13 protein-coding genes are annotated in these 19,371 nt (G+C 61.8%); 3 read left to right on the top strand and 10 right to left on the bottom strand.

What is annotated here, in order from left to right:
- Positions 1 to 78: 78 nt before the first annotated feature.
- The 3 genes from tssM (LB519_RS24645) to tagH form a co-directional block, all read right to left on the bottom strand.
- Entirely contained in the window at positions 79 to 3,642 is a 3,564-nt protein-coding gene (tssM, locus tag LB519_RS24645; protein ID WP_224621394.1) for a type VI secretion system membrane subunit TssM, read from the bottom strand.
- A gap of 22 nt (positions 3,643 to 3,664) precedes the next feature.
- Positions 3,665 to 5,176 carry a type VI secretion system protein TssL, long form gene (gene tssL, locus LB519_RS24640; protein WP_224621393.1) on the bottom strand — a complete coding sequence of 504 codons (1,512 nt, stop codon included), beginning with the start codon at positions 5,174 to 5,176 and terminating at the stop codon, positions 3,665 to 3,667.
- A 294-nt stretch (positions 5,177 to 5,470) separates the two neighbouring features.
- Complete coding sequence (gene tagH, locus LB519_RS24635) at positions 5,471 to 6,523, bottom strand: type VI secretion system-associated FHA domain protein TagH (RefSeq protein ID WP_224621392.1); 1,053 nt, start codon at positions 6,521 to 6,523, stop codon at positions 5,471 to 5,473.
- A 247-nt stretch (positions 6,524 to 6,770) separates the two neighbouring features.
- On the opposite strand from tagH, the gene tssI reads away from it, so the two are divergent.
- The 3 genes from tssI to LB519_RS24620 are packed head-to-tail and all read left to right on the top strand — an operon-like array spanning position 6,771 to position 9,873.
- Positions 6,771 to 9,095, top strand: coding sequence for a type VI secretion system tip protein VgrG (gene tssI, locus LB519_RS24630; RefSeq protein WP_224621391.1), 2,325 nt, complete (start codon positions 6,771 to 6,773; stop codon positions 9,093 to 9,095).
- 11 nt (positions 9,096 to 9,106) lie between these two features.
- Positions 9,107 to 9,532, top strand: a complete 426-nt coding sequence (locus LB519_RS24625; RefSeq protein WP_224621390.1) for a DUF6484 domain-containing protein — start codon at positions 9,107 to 9,109, stop codon at positions 9,530 to 9,532.
- Entirely contained in the window at positions 9,532 to 9,873 is a 342-nt protein-coding gene (locus tag LB519_RS24620) for a hypothetical protein (protein ID WP_224621389.1), read from the top strand. Before LB519_RS24625 ends, LB519_RS24620 begins: the two co-directional genes overlap by 1 nt.
- A gap of 35 nt (positions 9,874 to 9,908) precedes the next feature.
- Here the strand turns inward: LB519_RS24620 and LB519_RS24615 are convergent, their stop codons facing one another.
- Genes LB519_RS24615 through icmH form a run of 7 tightly spaced genes read right to left on the bottom strand, consistent with a single transcriptional unit; the run spans position 9,909 to position 19,367 of the window.
- On the bottom strand, positions 9,909 to 10,859 hold the full coding sequence (locus LB519_RS24615) for a hypothetical protein (RefSeq protein WP_224621388.1): 951 nt from the start codon (positions 10,857 to 10,859) through the stop codon (positions 9,909 to 9,911).
- A 23-nt stretch (positions 10,860 to 10,882) separates the two neighbouring features.
- Positions 10,883 to 11,857, bottom strand: a complete 975-nt coding sequence (locus LB519_RS24610; protein ID WP_224621387.1) for a DUF4150 domain-containing protein — start codon at positions 11,855 to 11,857, stop codon at positions 10,883 to 10,885.
- Positions 11,858 to 12,883, bottom strand: a complete 1,026-nt coding sequence (locus LB519_RS24605) for a beta-ketoacyl synthase N-terminal-like domain-containing protein (protein ID WP_224621386.1) — start codon at positions 12,881 to 12,883, stop codon at positions 11,858 to 11,860.
- Positions 12,880 to 13,983 carry a DUF2169 domain-containing protein gene (locus LB519_RS24600; protein ID WP_224621464.1) on the bottom strand — a complete coding sequence of 368 codons (1,104 nt, stop codon included), beginning with the start codon at positions 13,981 to 13,983 and terminating at the stop codon, positions 12,880 to 12,882. The genes LB519_RS24605 and LB519_RS24600 overlap by 4 nt, the downstream gene beginning before the upstream one ends.
- Positions 13,983 to 14,510, bottom strand: coding sequence for a type VI secretion system-associated protein TagF (tagF, locus tag LB519_RS24595; protein ID WP_224621385.1), 528 nt, complete (start codon positions 14,508 to 14,510; stop codon positions 13,983 to 13,985). The genes LB519_RS24600 and tagF overlap by 1 nt, the downstream gene beginning before the upstream one ends.
- Complete coding sequence (tssM, locus tag LB519_RS24590; RefSeq protein ID WP_224621384.1) at positions 14,507 to 18,043, bottom strand: type VI secretion system membrane subunit TssM; 3,537 nt, start codon at positions 18,041 to 18,043, stop codon at positions 14,507 to 14,509. Before tssM (LB519_RS24590) ends, tagF begins: the two co-directional genes overlap by 4 nt.
- Position 18,044: 1 nt before the next feature.
- A complete protein-coding gene (icmH, locus tag LB519_RS24585; protein WP_224621383.1) occupies positions 18,045 to 19,367 on the bottom strand; it encodes a type IVB secretion system protein IcmH/DotU in 1,323 nt (440 codons plus the stop codon).
- Positions 19,368 to 19,371 lie beyond the last annotated feature (4 nt).

Below are 19,371 nucleotides of genomic sequence, written 5' to 3'. Positions count from 1 at the left end.
AACATTAGAGTATCGAAATTAAGGTCTGTGCGGCTGAGCATGCCGGGTGTCACCACATTGAAAAGCGCGAATCCCATCTCAAAACGCCTTCGGGCAACTGAATCCGGAAAGTGCGGAAAGGAAGAATGGGCTGGGGCCGGAACCAGTCTGGATCGTATAGGTGACGTCGCGCCCGCCGATCACGAAGCGCGCTTCGACATTGCTGTCGCTGCCGGTGACGCTCGCCTTGTCCAGCAGCCGCTTCAGCGCCCACGGCCCTTCGAACTTGATGGTGGATTCGCGGCCTGGCATTTCCGGCGTCAGGCTCAGGCTGGCGAACCCGGAGGCCGTGCCGCTCGGCCAGGTCACGGTGCTTGGCGCGCTGCCCCCCTGGTTGCTCTGGACGGTCTGGCCGTCGACATCGAGCACCGCCGCATCGGCGTCGCCATGCAGTGAGAACGGCGTGAAGGTCACGCTGACCGAGGGCACCGAACCGCCCTGGGGAAAAAAGGCGTTGCGGATTTCGGCCGCCAGCTGGAAGTTTTTCAGCGTCGACTTCGACAGGTCGCGCCCGAAGCGTACATCCTGTTTCCAGCTCCAGTTCTGACTGGTCATGTCGATCAGCGATGCGAGGTTCTGTGCGAAGAACCGGTCCATCAGCCCGCCCGGAGCGAACAATTTGGCGAAATCCGCCATCGCAATGTCCTCGGTGGCATTGCCGGCGAAAGGATAACGGCCGTTGACCGCGGCCTCGCAGGGCTGTGTGACCGTCTGGTCGAGCATCTGGTTCAAATTCGCCACCGAGGTCTCGGTGACGTTGCCTTCAAACTCGTCCGCCGTCGCCTTGACCATCCGGCCTAGTTGCTTGGGCAGTCGCGAGACATTGGCGCGAAGGGTGGCTATCTGGAGCTGCAGATTTGCGTTGACGCGTTCGGTCTGGGAGGGAACGTCGGTCGCCAGTTGCAGGCTCTGGTAGATATCGCGGAAAATCTGGGTCAAGGCATCGATCGGGCGGTGTCCGGCAGGACCGCTCACCAGGGCCTGGAACGACTTGAATTGTGCTTCGATGTTGGCCCCGGGATTCTGGTTTTCCGCGTCTGCGGATCCTGTGCGGGCACGGCTTAGCGATTTTCCGGTGGCGATTTGAATGCCGATGCGAGCCAGACCCTTGGCCATGGTCGCGACGTCCTGTGGCTGGGCTTGAACCGCGCCGCCTTCAACCCCGGTGCCTGTGCCTTTGCCAGACGCAGCGTCCCGCGTCAGAGCTGTTTCGTCGGCGATCGCCGTAAACAGCTGTTCGATCGGCGAGGTTGGCGAGGCGACGGCGGAAAGCGCGATATAGTGCGGCTTGTCCTTCAGCATCGCTTTGAACTTCAAGCCGTCGAGAACGCTGTTCCAGGCCGTTGCGAACCCCTTCCCATAGCGATCGAGAAGTTCGGGGCCGAGCCTGGACAACTCCTGATCGATGCCGCCTTGCTCGCCGCCACCACCGAGGACCCACCGGTCGTCGACGAGCGTCTGGGCAATGTGCGAGAGTTGCCCGAGATAGAAGGTGTTGAAGCCGGCATAGGTATAGAGGCCGGGAACACGAAGGCCTGACAGATCGCCGCCATCGACACGCTCGAACAGCAGCTCCGCTTCCGGGCCGCTTTTCAGCGAAACGGAAAAATCATCCAGCGCTGCCGCGTATACCGCGGATTTGACCAATGCGGAGGCGCGGTCGGCAAGGCTCATGCGCCCGAGCGACCGTTGGGCGGCTTCGACGAGCGGCTGGTTGAGTTCGAAAACCGGATCGTAGGCATCATCCAATGAAAGCATGGCGCGCAGGTGCTTTTCGAGCTGCTCGCGTCCTTCGCGGTTGTTTTCGCCGGGATATCGGTTCTGTTCCCAATCCTGTTTCATCCAGGAAACGATCAACGCGTCGTCGACCTTCGGCGCCTTGCCACCAAGCATCAGGTAGATCTTCAACGGTTCATAGAGCGCGGCGGGATCAGCCATCCTGGCCTGGATCGTCCGCTCGGCCTGGATCAGCAGGCGCGATCGGAACATTCGTTCGAGCGCTTGCCGGTAAGCCGTCTTGGATGCCGAAAGAAGTCTCTCCCGCTGGCTGAGGCCGAACGTCTCCCCGATCGGTGTCGGCACGTCACTGGTCTCGTATCCAGCCGGCAGATTGCGCAGCTGGTCGAGCGGGCCAATGACGTTTTCGAGGTCGACATCGGTGACCTCGGTGCTTTTGAGCAGCGTATCCGCCGTCGCGCGATACTGGCCCATGGCCTGAGTGGTGGAGGCGATCAGCGACCTGTTGGCGGTGAAGCTCAGGGCCAGCGTGCCGAGCACCGCCGCGGCGATCAACGCGATGGCGCCAAGTCCTGCAAATTGGGCGATGGCCACACGCCTTGCAGCCGATTTGTCGTACGAAACCCATCCGGATTCGGCAAAAATGACGCCCGTCAGCAGATCATGCAAAAAGAAGCTTTTGCCGCTTCCCGACAGATGGGCGCGGGAACAGCTGCCGAAGCTGCGGCCGATCGCCCCCAACACCTGATCGATCGGCGATCCCTCTTGCGTGCCTGAAGAGAAATAGAGCCCACGCAGACTGACATTCACCTGGCTGCGGATCGGGTCGAACAGGCTGGCGATGAAATTCGTAATTCGGCCCTTCAACGCGCCGAACTGCGCCGGAAAACCAAAGACCGATATGCGCGCGGCCGGGTCAGCTTCTTCCTGAAGGCGGTCGGGCATCTCCTCGACCAGGCGTCTTGCCAGTGCATCGAGTTCGCCCGGAGCCTCGGCCGCCATATTCTTGGTGCGATCGACGGTCTGGAATGTAGCGCCCCAGACCTTGCGCCGGCGGGACTCGTCAAAACCGCCGAAGTAAGCCATGAACCCGGAAACCAGGTCGGCCTTGGTGAACAGGAGGTACACCGGAAACTGGATTTTCAGCGTCTCGTGGATTTCCCGCAGACGACTGCGTATCTCGACGACGTGAGCGTCAAGCTGCCGATCGTCGAGGCCGATGAGATCAGCAAGGCTGATTGCCAGGATGACGCCGTTTATCGGTTGCCGTGTGCGGTATTTCTTGAGCAGCGACAGGAAAGCGAGCCAGCTCTTGCTGTCGCTCTGAGGATTGGACTCCTGCGTCGTGTAGCGCCCGGCAGTGTCGATCAGCACGGCCTGGTCGGTAAACCACCAGTCGCAGGCGCGTGTTCCGCCAACGCCTGCGACCGGCTGGGCATCACCCGAACCGGCCAGCGGAAAATTCAGGCCCGAATTGACCAGTGCCGTTGTCTTGCCTGCGCCGGGCGGACCGATGATGATGTACCAAGGGAGTTCATAGAGGAAGTTGCGCTTGCCGCTCGACCGTTTGAGCGCGGCGATCGCCTCGTTCATTCGCGTCTCGAGCACCCACGAATCGTCATCCCTGTCGTCGTCGCGGGCAACGGCCGTCTCCAGCGCCCGTTGCGCCTTGCGCATCCGCCAGAAACGCAATCCATAGAAGAGCGCCAAGGCCGCCACGATCACGCCGATGATTGTCGCGCGCAGCCCCGCAGGCCCGAGAGGACGGCTGTCGGCGAAGCGGACCAAAGGTCCGGCAACCCACACTGCCGCCGAAAAACCGGCCAGCGCGATCATGCTGAATATCCGCAGCAGCCAATGCGTCATCGGCGCTTCCAACCGGCCGTGCTCACAACCTGTCCTCCTTGGCGATCATCACATCGACACGGCGGTTCCTGGCGCGGCCTTCAGGCGTCGCATTGTCGGCGATTGGCTCGTCCTCGCCCTTGCCGTCGACGGTCAGTCGCGAGGGATCGCTGAACTTCGGCGCCATCATCGTTTCGACGGCCTTCGCCCTGGCGACGGACAGGTCGAAGTTGGACTTGAACGGGCTCGATTTTCGTGGCTTCACATTGTCCGTGTGGCCGACGATTCTGATCGGTCCGCGCTCGGGTTCCAGGGCGGCTGCGATATCGGCGGCTATGGGCTGGAACTCTGGTTTCGCATCCGCTTTGCCTGACTGGAACAGCAGGAGATTGTTGATTTCCACCACGATGAAGTCGCCCTTCGTGCCGACGGTCAGGCCGCCGGCTCCGACTTCCTTGGCCAATGCCGAGCGGATGCGATTGATCTGCGTGGTTGTGGCGGGAGTTGGGACGACTTTCACCGGTTCCGCCAACGGCGCCACGCTGGCACGCTCGATGGCGATCGGCGTCGATGGATCGAGCGCCAGCAATTCGCCGGCGGCGGCGTCGCCTTCATTGGTGATGAAAACCCGTAGTGCGAAAAACGCCGCTGTCAGCAGCGCCGTTGCCGCCGCCGCAACGACCCAGAGCGGCAGGCGTGTAGACGATTGAGACATCGTCGCCGCCAGGCCCTGCCAGCGAGGCGAGATGTCCTCGTCCGCGCGAGGCTTGAAATAGCGAAGCGTTTCGTAAACGTCGCGCCGAACGCGCTCGAGACTGGTATCTTCGCGTGTCAGGCCTCGATACTGCCCCTCGTACCCCAGCGACAGGCAGACATGCATCAGTTCGAGCAGATCGCAGTGTGCCCCCGGGCTGGCCAGGACCTTGTTCAGCGCTTCGAAAAAGCCCGTGCCGTTGGGCTCGACGTGGAAGAACCGCGACAACATGCTGTGCTGCACCCAGGCGCCTTTGCGTGGCCAGGGCAAGTTACCGATGAGATCGTCGGCTGTCTCGCAAAGGACAAATTTCGCAATCCGCGCATCCTCTTCGGCAACACCAGATTTCTCCAGTGCCCTGTCAAACTTGTCGATCGTCTCAGTGACATGTTCGGCCAGTGGCCCCGCCTGTCTCGCGACAGGGACAAGCCTGAACTGGCCGAACAGCATCAGCAATGGTGCGGCCGCGGCAAGGATCGGGTTTGCCGCGGAATATCGGACACTGTCGGTGACATTGAGCAGGATCTCCTGTGTCAGATCCGGCGCCGGCTTCGCAGCGGAAGCGCCGCCTCCCGCCGCCACGGGAGGAGACCCCTGATAAGTTACGGTCCCGGATGTCCAGCCCGGCGGTGTATGCCGGCCGACGCCGGGATCGAACACAGTCGATTCCTTGACCTGCGAGGGTTGTCCGCCATCCTCGGCAGGCTCCTGTGGGATCCCCGCCGGTTTTCGCTCGCGCCGTGGCGTGGCGCGAATGACGGTCTTGCCCGCCGGTCCGAAAGGATCGTCTTTCGAATTCATCGTCGATCGTCCGCCCGCGCATGGCGCCCGCGATCTCGCCGGGCAGGCGCAGAGTGGTTCGCCGTCAGGCAAAGCAACCGCAGGCCCTGCCGGTCAGGGCAGTGTCTTGAGGATGGTCGGCTACTCGTTATTATCCCGCCGTAAGATGACATTTGCCGCAGACCCCCAGGTCGATCAGCCTTAGCCGCTTGGCGAATTGTCGTACGCGATCGTAATCCCGGAAACTCTTGATTGGAACCCGATATCGCGCGCCGAAGAGGTATCTTCGTCGGCTGAGACGCTTCCCTGAAGCGCCTATTTCTGCTTGTCAGCCTTGGCATAGGCTTCGCTGAAATAGGCCAGGAATATATCCAGCATGCCGTTCTCGTGCGCTTCCTCCATGGTTCGCCAGGTCGCGACAAAAGCATCCCAAGCCTGGCTCTTTTTCGACGAGAATGATGTCGGCGGAAGCTTTCTTCCGATCGCTTCGGGAGACAGGTCGTCAAGCAGCCGCGACAGTGCCGACTGCATGGCGGCATAGGTGGCGAATTCGTGCGCCTTGAGATCGCGGAAGGCATCTTCGATGCTGCGCCTGGCATCGAGATAGCCGGCCCGGCGCCGTGCGAACATGATTTCGAGGATATCGTCAGTTCCCGGAACGAATTTCAGCGGGCTGTTGTCGGCGGCGCTGATCATCGTCCGCTGCGTGCTCTTGGCCAGCATTTTCGCCGCCGCGCGCGCCTTCAGCAGCAAGGTCAGTTCCTCGACCACCGTGCGCAGCACCGCCCCGATTTCGGCAGCAACTTCATGCGGATCGCGCGACTGCAGCAGTTCCGGCGAGATGCCCGCTCCGATCGCGATTTCCCGCAGCACTTCATCCCTGGTCGAGGGCAGGGGCGGTTGCGACGGGAACGTTGAGGCTGCACCCCGCTGCCCGGACCGTTGCTTCGTGGGATCAAAGAACGGCCCGTCTCCGAATTCCAGCGACGGGCTTGTCGCCCCCGGCTCTTCCCGCTGCATCGAACCGTGGCTGGGATGACCCGTCGCGGCGCGCTCCTCATCGATCGACACGAAGATGACATAGCGGCCGATCAGCATCCGGTCGCCGTTGCCCAGCCGATGCGGGCCGGTCATGCGCTGGTTTGATCCGTTGAGGTAGGTCCCGTTGCGCGAGACGTCGTGGAGCCAGAACGCGCCTGCCTCGTAGCGGATCTCGCAATGCCGGCCCGAGATGAATTTGTCGGGGTCCGAGAGGGTCCAGTCACAGGCATCGCGACCGATTTCGAAGCTGCGATCCCGCGCCGCGTAACCGGCCGAGATGCCCGCAGGCAAGGCGTCGACATTGTTGATTTGCAGACTGATGTGCATCCAGGATCGCCGTCGAACACTGACCGATACTCCACATTCTAGCAGTTTGCACATGCAACAGGACAGCAGCGTTTCGAGGCAATGCATCGACAGGTTAAGGTTTTCCGCAGTGCGTCCTCTTTGGCCAGCGGGACAACATGTGGTAGGCTCAACATGGCCTGATGCGTTGGGTCGAAAAAATTCCCGGCAGATGGCGGGAACTTCAGATTCACCGCGCCGGCGGCCGCGTCCAGGAGGGGCACGACCCATGCCGAACGAACGTGCCACGGTTGTGCAGACGCCGGTCGGCGCCGAACTGACCTTCACGCATCTTGTCGGCCGCGACGAGATCAGCCGTTGCTTTGCCTATACGGTCGGCTTCGTCGGGCCCAACTCCGACGTCGATCCGGCGAAGATGCTGGGAGGCGCGGTTTCGGTCGAAGGGGAATCCGATCCGAAACGATGGTTCAGTGGCCTGGTGTCCGAGTTTCGCCTGACCCGCATCGAAGACCGGATGGCCTACTACGAAGCGGTCGTCAGGCCGTGGCTCTGGTTTCTCGGCAACACCACCGATTGCCGGATCTTTCAGAACATGACAGCTCTCGAGATCGTCGAGAAGATCTTCTCGAAATACGGTACGGCGAAATTCGAGAAGCGGCTGCAAGGGTCGTACCCCTCGCGCGAATATTGCGTCCAGTACGACGAGAGCGATCTGGATTTCGTGCAGCGCCTGCTCGAGCACGAAGGCATCTTCTATTTCTTCGAGCATGACGAGGGCAAGCACACGCTCGTCCTGTGCGACGCGATGAGCAAGCTGAAGCCGGCGCCGGGCTACGAGAAGATACCCTATAATTTCGAGGGACAGGGCTCGCGACGCGATGTCGAATATATCACCGAATGGATTCCCGGCAGTTCGGTGCGGCCGGGGGCCTATGCCCATACCGACTATGATTTCCAGAAGCCCGGCGCCGATTTGATGGCAAAGTCCGCCCAGCCGTTCGGCCACAAGGAAGCCTCCGGCGAGAATTATCGCCAGCCTGGCGCGCATCTCGATGTCGGGCGCGGCGACACCTTGGCCGGTATCCGGCGCGAGGAACTCCAGGCCGTGCACCAGCGCATCACCGCCGTCGGCACCGTACGCGGCCTCCATTCCGGCTGTACCTTCAAGCTGGAAAGCTTTCCGCGCGATGACCAGAACCAGGAGTATCTGGTGGTCAGTGCCGAATACAGATTGTTCGATCCGGGCTACAGGACCCAGAACGAAGCCCACAGCGAAAATTTCAAGGTCGTGCTGGGCGTCGCACCGACTGCCTTGCCCTATCGCCCCCCGCGCATCACGGCGCGGCCGGTCATGCGCGGGCCGCAGACGGCGACGGTGGTCGGCCCTTCAGGCGAGGAGATATTCACCGACAAATATGCCAGGGTGAAGGTGCAGTTCCACTGGGACCGCCTGGGCAAGAAGAACGAAAACAGTTCCTGCTTCGTCCGCGTCTCGCAGACCTGGGCCGGCAGCGGCTGGGGCTTCATCCAGATACCGCGCATCGGCCAGGAGGTGATCGTCGACTTCCTCGAAGGCGACCCCGACCTGCCGATCATCACCGGCAGGGTCTACAACGCCTCGCAGATGCCGCCCTACGGCTTGCCGGGCAACGCAACGCAATCGGGCTGGAAATCCAACTCTTCGAAAGGCGGCGGCGGTTACAACGAGCTGATGTTCGAGGACAAGGCCGGCTCAGAACTGGTCAACTTCCAGGCGCAGAAGGACCACAACCTTCTGATCAAGCACGACCGCACCAAGCTGGTCCAGCACGACCAGTCCGATCGCATCGACCACGACGCCAAGCATTCCGTCGGCCACAACCTGGACGAGGACGTCGGCAACAACAAGACGGTCAAGGTCGGCGTCGACCAGACCACGAATATCGACAACAACGACACCGAGACGGTGGGCAAGAACCGGTCGCTGACGGTGGGGTCGAACGAGACGATAGGCATCGGTTCGAACTCGACGGAGACGATCGGCTCCAACCACTCGCAGACGGTGGGGATTGTCCAGACGGTGACTGTTGGCGCTGCCCGCATCGACACGGTCGGTGCATCCGAGACACGAAGCGTTGGCGGGCCTCAGACGAACACCATCGGCGCGACACGGTCGGTGACGGTTGGTGCGGCGCAGAGCCATACGATCGGGGCCAGCGACAGCTGGAACATATCCGCCAGCCAGAGCATCGAGATCGGCGCGGACCAGGGCATAAAAATTGGCGGCGCCCAGATGGCCGAAATCACCAAAACCCGCAAGACAGAGATAGGCGCCGACGACAGCACACAGGTAGCGGGCGCACATGAACTGAAGGTTGGAAAAAAGAGCCTGGTCCAGATCGCCGACGACTCGGCCTTAAACGTAGGCAAGAACTACACGCTTGAGGCGAAGGACTCGATCACGCTGAAGTGCGGAAGTGCCGAGATCATCATGAAGAAGGATGGGACGATCGACATCAAGGGCAAGGATATTTCCATTGATGCTTCCGGAAAGATCAGCGGCAAGGCATCCGGCGATATCAAATTCAAGGGCAGCAAGATCCACCAGAATTAGAGGGACGAAGTATGGCTGAAGTTCGTGATCGCATCGATGGTGTCGTAATCGGCATTTTCCTGGGATTTGACGACACATCGCCGCTGGTGGTCTTTCCTGGAAACCCTGTCGAGACAGCTATCGCCGCGCGAAGCCTGACCAAACTCGATGCCAGCATGATCGGCGCTGAAGTTGCGCTGCTCTTTCAGGAGGGTGATCCCCTGCACCCGCTGATCGTGGGTAAGCTTGTGGAGCCTTCGCGTCCGGCTCACGCGCAGCAGATCGTGCGCGACGGTGACTTGGTCCACATTGTCGGCAATGAGCGCATCGAACTGCGTTGCGGCAAGTCCGTAATTATCATGGAGAAGGATGGTCACATCACCATCCGTGGAACCTATGTCACCAGCCATGCCAGCGCGGCCAATCGAATCCGCGGCGGCTCCGTGAATCTGAACTGATGCCGGCGCCAATCCTTTACGAGATCGTGCGCCAGCATGTTGAACAGGCTGCCTTCCTTTGGACGGTGTATCATTACCATTTGCTGCATCCTGATGAAAACCCGGACATGGATGATGAGCGCCTTGCCAGGTTGATAGAGCGACTTGAAGCTTTTCTCGATGGAGCCAGGGTCGCGGGTGAGGCCGGGCGAAAGATCGCGCAACAGCGCTTCGAAGAATTTCCGGAAGCGGGAGAACTGTTCGTGGTTCAGATGCTATCCACTCAAAAGCCGATCCGCATCATTGACCTTGATATTGCCAAGGTGCAGCGCTTTATCGAAGTCAATCTGGGAAAAGCCTGAGGCGACCCTCGACAGGGTAACGTTCCGTGGCGGACTTATTCCGATCTTTCGAGAAGTTCGGGAGGCACAGGCATGAGAGTCCAGCCCGTGCCGTCGTGACGAGCCAAGCCTTCACGATCGAAGTACCAGATGATGCCCTGCTTGACCTCGATGTTCTTCGGGCTGCGATACTCGGCGGGCAGGGGTAGGGTGTCCAACAGGTTCAGCTTGGTGTCGAATATGAAGATTGCGGTCTTACCCAACACATAGAGTTTCGAGCTGTCCAAGCGGATGCGTAGGAACTTCTCGAGCAAACCTTCGACGGAGGCGTCCTCCATCGTGCCAGGTCCTGTTCCCGTAACAATAGTACCGCCGCCGCCCACGGCAACAAGACGCGATGCGTCCACAAAGACAAGATCATACAAGGCCTGATTGTTTGGGAGTTCTGCCTGGCCCCACTCCCCATCGTTGTAGAAGTAGAGGCAACCTCGCGCGGCATGCTTGGGGCGGCTGTGGGTGTATCCGCAGACCGCCAGTTTGTTCGGGCTGATCGCGGCGATGCCCTCCAAGAAATTGTTTGCCATTCCATCGACGTCACGTTCGCAAATCCGGACCCATTCATCCTTCCTGGGCCTGAAATAGACTTGGGAACCGTCGCCGCAAACATAGAGGATGCCCGCCTTCTGGGTGATGCCAAGCGTCGAACCAAGGTCCTCGGCATCCTCGCTGAGCACGCCGGCACCGGGGATCTTTTCGTAGTCCACGTCCTCGGTAAGAAAGTAGAGGTCGCCCTCATTGGTTAGAGCGACGAACACATTCTCGTTGTCGCTCTCGAATGGGTAGGCGCAAACGGAAACGACTGTTCGAGGGATGTTGACATCCGCGACCTGTTGCTCCGTCGTGTCCTGAAACATGAGGAAACGCGAATACGGATCCTCGTCGTCGAGTTCGGTTGGGACTGCGGCGATGAGATCTGGAGCAATGTAGCCCGACGCTCGAATCTTCATCTGTGTACTCCTGGTGTGTCGGTCTATTTTCTTGGCTTTGGCGGCTTCATCGTCTTCTTGGCCTCCTTGCCGGGCAACGGGTTGGAAGTTCTACCCTTCTGGCTGGCCGCGAATGCGCTTTGCTGCTCCTCGACTGCTTCCTTCGCCTTCTTGATGCAATTCGCATTGAGATCCTGAAGGTCATCGAGACATGAAATGGTTGCTTCGGTAATCTTGCTCATCGGCGCAACGCCGAGTTTGCCCTGCGCTTTCAACTTGGCTTTCGCATCCGCTAGTTTTTTGCCTTTGAGTTTGGCCAGGCCGGGGCGGCCCAGCGTAACGATCTGCTCACGGTCAGCCTCATGAATCCGTTCGTGATCATCAGGACTGAGACAGATGCATACCCCCTCTCCGAGCGTCGGAGCATTGGCGATGCGCGTCGATGCAACATCCGCGTTCGCGCGACTGCCCGTTCGGAAACACTTGTCCGGTACGACATGATGTGCCTCGCCGCCATTGTCGTTGCAGACTGCGGCGATCGCATCATAGGAGCCAATCAGACATTTTTGCGTGCTGTAAATCACTCCGGCGCCGGTGGCGAGCTTCGGAAACGTCAGCGTATTTCCCTGCGGCGAGGCATGATTGTTGGTCGACAGGTCCGTCATCCGGTTGACGGGCTCGCCGTCGGCCTTGACATTGCTCGACCAGGCGACGGCGTATTCCTTGCCGGTATTCTTCGATGTGATGATGCCCTTCTTGGTCGCGCAGCCCGCTTCAGTGCCGCTTGTCTTGGTGTAGTAGGATTTGTTTTTCTGCGTGATCGTCTGGCCGCCGATCTTGACGGTGCTGGTGCCTTTGTCCGTGTCGCTGTCGAAGCCGAAAGAGGGATAAGGAACCGGAACGCCAGGGGGAGTTGCCGGATTCTCCGGCGGCGTGAAGCAGACATCAGGAAAGGCCGCTATGACCTTGTTGCCCTGCGCCTTGCATGCGACTTCCAGACTGTTGGCGTAGACTGTCATCTATGCAGCCCTCGCAGCAAAGATGGCTGCGCCGCACGCGCCGGAGTCTTCGGACGCCTCGATCAGGACCGGATTGCCCGCCGCGTAGCCCTTCCTTGCCGCCGCGAAGGCCATGCCGATCATCACAGGCGCCGCCGCCGCTCCGATATTTCCAAGCGATTCACCCGGCGACCACAGGTCCTGAAAGTCATGGGCACCTCGCACGAGCCGAAGGCTTGCCAGGGCCGTTTGCTTGAACCAGTACTGCTCGCCGATCAGGTCCGAAATACGGAACCCCAACTGGTTCATCTCGATGCCAGCCTCCTTCAGCGCGTGCCGATAGGCGGTCGTCAATCCGTCCCCGCGCAGCGGTTCGTCAGCCTCGTTGTAGATGTATGCATTCTCTCGAGCGAGGCCCAGACCATGCAGCCTTAGTCCGGATCCATGACCAGCATGGGTGCACAGCACGGCGGCCGCGGCCTCGCCGGGAATAAAACCGTTCGGGTTGTTGGTGGCCAGCAAGCGACGGTTCGCCAGATAGAAGCCTATCGCCTCGGGAGTGAGGTAGCTGTCTACCCCTGCGACAATGACTGCTGACGTTCCCCCTTCGGCCAGCAGCCGGCGCGCGTGCTCAAGTGCTACCAAACCGGATGGCCGGCCATGCGATATGGTGCGCGATCGTGGGTCGACGGCCATCTCGAGGATCGCACATACATTCCGCAAGAACGCAGAGGCATCCTGGACGGGTGAACCAGGCCGAGACGCCTCCGGAAGGCACAACAACATCGGCGTCCGTTCGCGTGCTTGCGGCACCGCGGTCAATACCTCGCTTATCGCAGCCGCCAGCATATGCGTCATACGCTTCTGGCCGATCCATTTTCGTGGCATGGTGACAGGGGAGCCAAGCAGCCACTCGCCTTCATCGTCGGCGTACTGCGTCTCCTTGAAGCCGTCCAGGCGAGCGCGGAGCGCAGCACAAGACGACGGCGCATCAAGGCCGACAGCCGTCACCATCCCGGTCGCCACGATGTCGAGCGCAGCCGTCATGCGTCCTCGGCCTCCGGCTGAATCGGCTCCGCGATCGATCGCACGTATGGCTTCCTGACGGCCTTGGCGTGGAGCATGCCTGGCGTCGGCGGCCCGACCCAGCATTCCGTAAAGTCGAGGATCGTGCGCTGAAGGCGTTGCGACACACGCCAGACCAATGAAAAGCGACGATTTTCAGTGTCGAACAAAATAGTGTCCGGATGAATATCAGTCTCGAATGCCTTGGTGTAGCCCTTGAACATTGCAACTTTGATGGCCGTGGCTGGCATTCTAAAATGTTCGCGGCCCCTTGGCGTCAAATTGATGAGCTCCATTTCCTCGCCACCGCGCGGCGGATCGATTTGCTGGTCGGGCGGCGCCACCTGGAAGTAGCGTTCGTCGAAGTCCGGCGGCAGAAACGGGAAAATGTTGTTAGCCCAGTTGTCGTCATAGGTGCCGCCATATTCGATACGGCCCGGCCAGCCGCGGCCCATCGGGCCAAAGCTCATCGGCTTGTAGTCGCCGAATGGTGAGCGAATCTCTTCGCCGACCGCTTGCGTGTTCGGTAGACGCAGGCCGGGGATGAGGCGCTGGTTCCTGGTGCGCGACCAGCCGGTTCCGACTGGATTGTATTTGTAGCTGGCGGGGAGCTTGTCCTCCGCATCCAGCCTGTCGACGCCACCCCAGGCGACGTCATAGGAGATGGGCAGTTTCAGGAAGGGTTGCGGCGATGTGGCTGTAAAAACCGGGCCGATGGCGCGCCATTCGCGGTGGCCGACGACCTCGAACAGTTTTGACCAATTGCCAACCTTGATGCCGACCGGCACGCGCTCGGCCGGTCGCCCGCCGGGCGCGTAGGCGCAGCCATTGGCGATCACGTCGCAGCGCGGTTTGCGGAAGGCGAAGTCGCTTTCCCATAGCGTGGCGGAGGAGCCGGGTTCACCGGTTTGCGTGTCAGCAAAAACCAGCGGCACTTGTTCTGCTGATCTTTGCACCAACCCGCCAGGTGTCGCGGGAAAGTCGAACGTGCCCTTGACCACCACGACGACCCACTCACGCCCGGTCGTGTCCGCGCTCACGCTGAACTCGTGCCGGTAACCCATCTGGTTCCAGATCCGCATCAGCCGGGTTCCCAGCTGGCGGCGAGGATCTGTTGCAGCGTCGTCTGAGGCGATTGCGGATCGATGTCGAAAACGTCCGAACGAGCTGTCCACATCACCATGCTGCCGATGACCTCGTCGCTCGCCTCGACAGGGGGCAACGGCAGTCCAGAGAGTGCAGCATCCAGCTCGTCGGGCGTCAGCTCGCCGTTTTGAGCGGCGATGGCCGCTCCTTCGATCTGCGAAAACCACGCCTCGGCGTCAGCCAGCTGAATGGGAGCTTCGACAAGCTGCGCAACGATGCTCAGAGGGAACTTCCTGCCGACCCTGTCGGCGCTTTGCACGATGATGCCCGCCGATGCGCCGAAGGATGCCGGACCGGTCAGAAAGCGCAGCGCGGTTGTGCCTGGCCAAAATTCCGAGCTGAACAGCGGGACGAGATGCTGCGCCAGCCAGCGGTCCCAGCCGCGAACAAAGTCGCCCGAGAGCCGCCGCGTCACGAAATCGCCGGTGGCAGGCATTTTGCCGTAAAAGCCGGGCAAGGTCATATCTGCGGCGGACATGAGAATTTCTTGAACATCTGCAGATTGTAAGGGTTCTCGACGCTTGCCGCCTTGAGTTCGAAATCGGCATACATGCCTTTCGTGCCCAGGCGCAGGCTGTAGACATCGGAGAGTGACGTGCCGGCGAACCGGCCGCTGCGCAGTATCCTCAGCCAGGCCCAACTGCCGGTCTCGTTGAGCATGATTTCGGGAGAGCCGTCGATGGGCTGGAAGGCAAGCGAGATGACGCCGGTGCCGTCCTTGCCCGGCCAGGTCATCGGTTGCGGCCGCGTCGCGTTGTTGTAGTAGACGAGGGTCTGGCCATCGAGATTGAGAGTCACGCGCGTGACGTTTGGAGACAGGTCCTTCGGTTCGAGCGTGAAGCTCATCACCGGTCCGGTCCCACCGGGAAAGAGATCGTCGCGGATATGCCTTGCCTGCTCGAACGCCGCCAGCGCCGAAGGGTCGAGGCCGAAATCGGCGCGCCATTTCCACGGCTGGCTGGTGGTGTCGACATAGTTGATCAGGTGGTCATTGATGAAGCCGTCGATCAGCCCGGCCGGCCCGAACAGGCGGGCGAAATCACGCACGTTGACGTCCACCGCGCTGTCGGCGCTGAACGGGTACCGGTCGTTGAGCGCGGCCTGGCAGAAGGGCAGTATGTCTGCCCGCCAGATGGCGTTGAGCTCCGAAGTGACCGCCTTCTGCGTCAGATTGCTGGTGTCCCCGGCAATGCCGCCGAGCCAGTTGTTGATCGGGTCGGGCAGGATCTGCGCCTGCCTGGCCACCGCGCCGGTCAGTTCGGCAAGGCCGCCTTGCTTCTTGATGGCATCCTGCGGATTGGGGTTGGCGCTGACCGTCTGCAGCACATTCGACAGCGCGGTCAGCGCCACAACGGCGGCATCGAGCGCCGGCGGTTGGCCCTCGACCTCGGCAATGGTGCTCTTCAGCGGCTTGAAATGCTCGGCCACCAGATTGCCGGTCAGGTCCACCTCGGTGGCCGACCCGGTGCGCGGCAGCAGTTTCGCACCGCTTGTCGCCAGCTTGCCGAGTTTTCCCAACTTGCCGAGCAGTTTCGAGGCGCCCTTGGCCGCCGCCTTGTTGTCGGCGGGCGCATCGTCGGAGCGCGTCAGTTCGGTCTGCTGCACGACCGCCGTCAGCAGCCGCTTCAGCGCTGAATCGGCACTCGAGAGGTCCTTCAGATTTTCACTGGCGACATTGAGATCGGTCAATGGCGCGAGCCGCATGTCGTGCAGGAAGCTGTCCCATTGAGCGATGTAGTCGTCATAGTAGAGCTTCAGAATATCCTCGGACAGTGCCGAGACAGAGGTCTCGGAATTCTCCGAGCAGCCGCCCGCGAAAACGGCGCGATCAAGTGCCGCCTGGGCGGCGATATCATCGATGCGGTCGAGGATGGCGTCGTGGAAGCCGGCATAGGTGAATGCTCCAGAAATGCCGACGCGCAGTGTCTTGTCGGAGCGTCGCGCAAACACTTTGCCGCCATTTGGGCCGGCGAAATTGGCCGGGATCCACTCCTTGAGCCCGGCCACTTCCGGATCGGCCAACAACTGCTTGTAGGCCCGCGCCGGCAACGAGATCGTGCACACCGTTTTCAGTGCTTCGGCGACCAGGGCCTGGTCGGGCGCGACATAGCTTTCGTCGACCGCCATGCGGCGAATGGCGGCAAGCTGATGCTCCTCGGCATCGGCGGTCGGAAAGGGTGCCGCAGCCGCGAATTCGGGCAGGCTGTTCACCCACCAATTCTGGGCGAAATCGGGGTCCATCTGCGACAGGCCCGTCATCATGCGATAGGTCTTCAGTGCCCCGAGCATGAAATCCGGATCGCGGATCTGTCGCCACATGGTCGCCTCGAGTAGCGCGACCATGCGCGGCTCAAGCACATTGCGCAGGGCGTGGTCGTAGGTGTCGGTCTGCGCCCGCACCAGTTCCGCCGAGGCCGATGGCCCGAGCAGATCCTGGGGGGCGCCCGGCGGTGCTGTCCGGGCATTCGCGACCGCGTCCATCGCTTCGAGCGCGCCGTCTATGGCAGGCTGCTGCACCGATGCCGGGCTTGCGGCAGTTGCGGTCAGCGGCGTTTGCAGCGCTTCGAACTGGCTTGCCTGCGCCGTAATCGCGTTGCGGTTGTCGAAATAGGACCAGGTGAACAGCCCGCCGGCCAGCAAGGCCGCCGCAGCACATGAGGTCGCCGCGCCGCGCCACATCCAGACGCGGCGGCGCTGCGCCAGCGGATCGAACGTGCCGAGGCCGGCTTCCCTGAAGATGACGTCAGTGAGCAGGTTCTTCAGGAAGAAGCTGCGTTTCTCGATTCTCGGCACTGGCAGGGCCCGCCGGAGCGGCAGGCCGAAGGACGACGACAGCGCCGCGGTCAGCCGGTCGATGGGCGCGCCTTCCTGCGTCGCCGATGTCAGATAGAGGCCGCGCAGCCAGGCTGCCTCTTCATAGCGGCTTTCGCCGAACATCGCCTCGACCAGCACCTGGATTGGTTCGGAAAGGCTGGACAGCTGGGCAGGAAACCTGAAGATCTCGGCGCGGGATGCGAGTTTGTCCTCGTCCTCGAGGCGCGGCACCAGCCGCCGCTCCAGCTCCGACGCCAGTGTTGAAATCTCACGTTCGATGGTCTTGGCATCGACGTGCGCGTCCAGCGCGAAGGTCGTTCCCCAGACCTGTTCGCGCGCGGCGGTGGATAGGCCGCCGAAGAAAGCCTCGAAACCCTTGATCAGGTCGGCCTTGGTCAGCATCAAATAAACCGGAAGGCGGATTTCGAGCCGGTCGTTGAGCTCGGCCAGCCGGCGACGGATCTTGCGGCCGTGTGCCTTGATCGCTTCGTCGCCCTCCGAAAGCACGTCGATCGATAGCGCGACGATCACACCGTTCAGCGCGCGGCGGCCGCGATGCTTCTTCAGAAGGTCGAGGAAGCCCAGCCATTCCGCCGCGTCGACGTCGGGTTGGCTCTCCTGCTGGACATAGCGGCCGGCGGTGTCGATCAGAACAGCGCTCTCGGAAAGGAACCAGTCGCAGTTGCGGGTGCCGCCGACCCCTTGCAAATCGTCGGTGAGGTCGATCGGAAAATTCAGGCCGGACTGCCGCAAGGCCGTGGTCTTGCCGGTGGCCGGCGGCCCAACGATCACGTACCACGGCATCTCGCGCAGGAATTTGCGTCCGCCGAGCTTGCGCCGCTTCAGTTCGGCCATCACCTCGGCGAATTTGGCGCCGACCGCCGCGACGTTTTCCTCGCCGGGCCCGAGGAGCTTCTCCGCAACCGGCGCGGCGATCTCGGCGACGAACAGGCGATTGGCGCGGATCGCCCGGCGCTGCGCGATAATCAGCCAGATCAGCCACAGGATGATCAGCCCCGCGATCATGGCAATGCGCACATTGTCGGAATCGAAAGGCGAATATGGACCGACCCTGACGATCGGACCGAACACCCAGATGACCAGGGAAAGCAGCGTAATGCCGATCAGCGTCCACAGCCAGCGCGATGTAAGGACCGCCCAGAGGAAGCGCAGGATGAACATCTCACAGCCTCTTTTCGACGAGCACCTCGACGCGGCGGTTCAAGGCTCGCCCCTCGCGCGTGCTGTCGCTGGCCACCGGGTCCGTGGCAGCGCGGCCCTCGGAATGAACGCGGTCCTGCGGCACCCCATTCTGCACCAGCATGTCGGCGATCGTCTGGGCGCGCGCCTCCGACAGGCGCTGGTTGGTCGACAGCGGATTGGTCTTTTGCAGGGGAACGCCGTCCGTATGACCGATCACCGTTATATTCCCGATCAACTCCTGATTGGCGAGGATCACCTTGGCGATCGAACCGATCAGCGGCTCGAAGCCGTCGCTCAGTTGCGGCCGCGACGACTGGAACAGTTCGGGGTTGGAGGCCTGGATGATCAACTTGGCCAGCGAAACGCTCTCGGTGCCGCTGAGCGCGGATTTGAGGTCGGCTGGCGCTCCGGCCTGGAATTCCGGCAACAGGGCAAAATCCACTTTCTCCGGCGGCGGGGCGTCGACCTTTGGCGAGGTCCGGCTGATGTCGCCGCGTTCAGGCGGCGGCAGCGCGTGCACAAGGGCGGATAGTTCCACCGCCTGGCTGCTCAGTCCCATCGACAGCCCGATATGGAGGGCCGTGGCAACGACCGCCGCGCCGAGCGCCATGACCCAGATCGGCACAATGAAGCGTTGCGGCTCGTCGGATGCGATCACGCCCCTCCAGTTTGGCGACAGTGGCGCGCCTTCGGCGTCGGCGTCGCGCAGGAAGCGTGCCGCCGCCACGCGAACCGCATTGAGCGAGCGGTCGCCTGAGCGGCCGGGCACGCGATATTTGCCGCGGAAGCCGAGCGCCATGCAATTATACTGCAACTCCAGCAATTCACGGTCACGGTTGGGATGGCGCTCGAGTTCGTCGAGACGCGTGAAGAACTGCGTGCCGGCATCGACATCACCGCGCAGCATGACCACGAGCGGCTGGCGCGGCCAGGCGCTGGCCCCGCCCCAGGGCGTGTTCAAAGCGAGATCGTCGAGCAACGCCGCCACCACCCAGGCTGCCTGATCGGCCCGCTCCAGCGAGGACCCCGTCGCCATTGCCGTGTCGCGTGCCCGAACCAGTTCTTCGAGCAATCGCGTGCGCAACGCCTCCGGGTTCTCCGGCGCCAGTGCGCTTTCAAGCTCGGGTGCGAATTCGAGCAAGGGCGCGAATGCGTTGACAAGTGCGTTCGGATGTGTGCGAGACCGCTTGACCGCCGCGCCCGGCAACAGCGGCACCATCGGCCGCGGCATCGGCGCGCCGGTCAGCCTTATGCGGGTGCGTTCGCGATCCTCCGACAGTCCGAAAGGATCATCGCGGCTCATCATC

Source organism: Mesorhizobium sp. AD1-1, from assembly GCF_020164655.1.
GTDB lineage: Bacteria > Pseudomonadota > Alphaproteobacteria > Rhizobiales > Rhizobiaceae > Mesorhizobium > Mesorhizobium ciceri.
Note: the sequence above shows the minus strand (reverse complement) of the source record. Positions and strands in the feature narration are given on the sequence as shown.